This is a genomic window from Syntrophorhabdaceae bacterium, assembly GCA_028698615.1.
Taxonomy (GTDB): domain Bacteria; phylum Desulfobacterota; class Syntrophorhabdia; order Syntrophorhabdales; family Syntrophorhabdaceae; genus Delta-02.
Genome location: JAQVWF010000113.1, coordinates 1 through 3041 on the forward strand (window position 1 = coordinate 1; position 3041 = coordinate 3041).

Here is a 3041-nt window from a genome sequence, read left to right on the forward strand (position 1 = left end):
GGCAGTTCATTGATCACGGCCCAGAAACCCCCCACCTGTTTCACTGCATCAATAAATTCCTTGAAATCCACCGGTTTCACCACATAGGCGTTAGCTCCAAGTTCATAACAACGTTTCAAGTCCGGTTCCTCACGGGAAGAAGTAAGAATAACAACGGGAATCGTTTTCAGTTTGTCGTCGCTTCGAATAGCCCGAAGCACCTCAATGCCATCCATGCGCGGCATCTTAATATCCAGGAGTACTACTGCGGGATACCCCTGTTTGCGCAGTTTGTATTTACCTTCGTAACGCAGATAGTCCATTGCCTCCACACCGTCTTCCACAGCCGTTACACGGTTGGCAAGGTTATTTTCGGCCAGGGCCCTGAGAGTCAATTCGAGATCCTTCGGATCGTCTTCCACGAGCAGGATTACTCTTAAGCCGATCATGGCTTCCCCTCCTTCTTCTTTGGCAATGTAAAATAAAAGACAGCTCCTTTGTCCGCTTCTGCTTCAGCCCAGGTGCGGCCTCCGTGCCTGAGAACGATACGGCGCACGTTGGCAAGTCCCACACCGGTCCCTTCAAACTCTTTTGAGGAATGCAGGCGCTGGAATACACCGAACAGCTTATGCGCATACTGCATATCGAAGCCAACACCGTTGTCACGGACAAAAAAAACAAATTCCCCGCTCTCTTCATGGACACCGATCTCTATCCTGGCGTTTTCCCTTATTCGGGTAAACTTGACTGCGTTGCCAAGCAAATTTGACCAGACCAATCTCAGCAGGGAATAATCGCCACGGACGTGCGGCAGAGTTGCGATGACCCATTCGATGCGGCGCTCTTTGCTATCACCTTTTATCGTCTCCAGCACTTCCTGGAGAACATTGCTCATGTCCAGATCGGCCCGCTGCATGTCCTGTCGGCCGGTTCTTGAAAACTGCAGCAGGTCGTCGATCAATGTGCCCATCTGGTGCACGGAATCGGCGATGGTATCAAGATAATGTTTTCCTTTTTCGGGAATGGCATCGTGGAGATCCCTGATCAACAGATCGGCATACCCGCTGATATGTCGGAGAGGCGCGCGGAGGTCGTGGGAGACGGAGTAGGAGAAGGCCTCCAGCTCTTTGTTGGCGGCTTCAAGCTGGGCAGTGCGGTAATGGACACGCTGCTCGAGCTCAGCGTTGAGTCTACGGATTTCTTCCTCCACCTGTTTGCGCTCGGTGATATCCTCTCCCGAGGATAACAAACCGATGATCTGGGATGACTGGTTGCGCAAGATGGCATTGTGAAAAGCAATTATACGGCGTTCGCCTGCTTTTGTCAGAACGGGATTCTCATGGTATTCGACAGGGATAAGATCTCCCGCCATCAATTCATTAAAGACGCCTTTCACCTCTTCGCACATCTCTTCCGGCAGACAGATATCAAACCAGTTTTGCCCCATCATCTCCTGCTCGGTGTAACCGAGTATCTCACAACCTCTTCTGTTGATAAGAGTGATATGGCCTTCCGCGTTCAAGGCAACGATCATTACCCCTGCGATATCCAGGTACATCTGTGCCTGATCGCGTTCCTTCCGTATTTCCTCGTCCGCCCGTATCTGGTCCAGCAACCGCTGTGATGTCGCCCTTTTTCTGAAATAGACGAGGGAGAGAACAGACAACAGGAACAGCACGAGGGTCATTACCCCTGTTTTGATGTACTCTGATAACCCCGACATCACGATCTGACGGCTGTCGCGCCCAACGAAAACAGACCAGCCGGGGCCGGCAACCGGCGCATAGGAAAGATAGTACGTCCTCCCGCCCAGCAAAGGGTCGGCAACGGCTGCGGAGCGGTTCTTTGCCGATGATATCAACCCGTCCTTCACGGCATAGAATGGATAAGGGGTTATCTCCTTTTCGTGGGCAAATCGGGAACTGAAGATCATACTGCCTTTCCGGTCGGTAATGTTCGCAGATGCACCGGGGTCGACAGTTACCTGCTGCATGATCCTGGCCAGCCCGACCGTACGCTGCGTGTTCAGAAGGATGCCGATTATCTCCCCTTTACCATCTATGAAAGGGGTAACGATCTGGACGGCGAGGTCTTTTTCAGCGACGACCCTCAGGGCCACATCCGATACATAAGGTTTCCAGTTCCTGCTTACCCCCTTGTACCACTCCCGGTAGGCAAAGTTTTTGCCAATGACCTCCGGACGCTCGGGATATGAGGTCCATAATGTCCCTCCCCTGTCTGTGATGACCAGGCTTTCGGTGTAAGGGTCGTTCTTTATGATGTTTACCAGATGTTCTCTTGTCTTTTCGACATTCTTATTCCTTACTGCATTAAGCAGAAGGGGACGGTTGGTGTAGGATTCCATGGTCTTCGTTATCGCCCGGACGTGCTCCTCGAGAACCATGGAAAGCAGATGCGCTGTTGCACGGTCTTTCTTGAGGGAGAGTTCTTTGGTCTCCTGATAATGATCGTAAGACACGAAGAAGGCGCTCCCGGAAAGGAAGAGAAAAACCGCAATGCAGATGAGGATTATAGAGCGGGGCTCAAGGAACCGGGGTTGGGTTGGAACATCTTTTTTTGACATGGCAGCCTTTTTTCTTTTGTCTGTGCCCTTTCGTCTCCATCATCTCTGACATCTACGTCGATTATAGCGTATTCATTATATTTTGCAAGGATACGGATAATCCCAATAAGAGTTAAGGGTTAGATCATTGCCACGGGAGGGATGGTTGGTTTTCTTTTTCGCAAAGCCCCCGAGAGACGTCACGGGTGGCATAACGATGGCAGCGGAGGATACGCCGGGAATAATCTCGTACACAACTATTGACAATAACTCGATCAAACCCTTACGGGAACTGAGAACTGCTGCGGCAAATAGTGATCATCATTGAATTATTTGATCTGTTTCCGGTGCTCTTGCATCTCCACCAGTGTCTCCCTGAACTTTTCCGCTGTATCGGTTATGGCCTCTCTCGCGGCGTCAAGACCGGTAAACATGGTGGTGATGTTCATGGCGTTGGGGGATTTTCTCGTCAAAAATGCGGCCTCAAGCCTTCCCGTTT

At 51.1% G+C, this 3041-nt stretch carries 2 protein-coding genes; both read right to left on the reverse strand.

The window, feature by feature from the left end:
- Positions 1–428: response regulator (locus PHC90_14915; protein MDD3847638.1), on the reverse strand; the 428-nt coding region annotated here is incomplete at its 3' end.
- Positions 425–2563: a PAS domain S-box protein gene (locus PHC90_14920; GenBank protein ID MDD3847639.1), complete on the reverse strand. Its 2139-nt coding sequence runs from the start codon at positions 2561–2563 to the stop codon at positions 425–427. The genes PHC90_14920 and PHC90_14915, both read right to left, overlap by 4 nt.
- Positions 2564–3041 lie beyond the last annotated feature (478 nt).

What these genes read in the sequence shown, in the direction of transcription:
- PHC90_14920 (MDD3847639.1), bottom strand. Translation starts at nt 2,563, where the DNA reads ATGTCAAAAAAAGATGTTCCAACCCAACCCCGGTTCCTTGAGCCCCGC.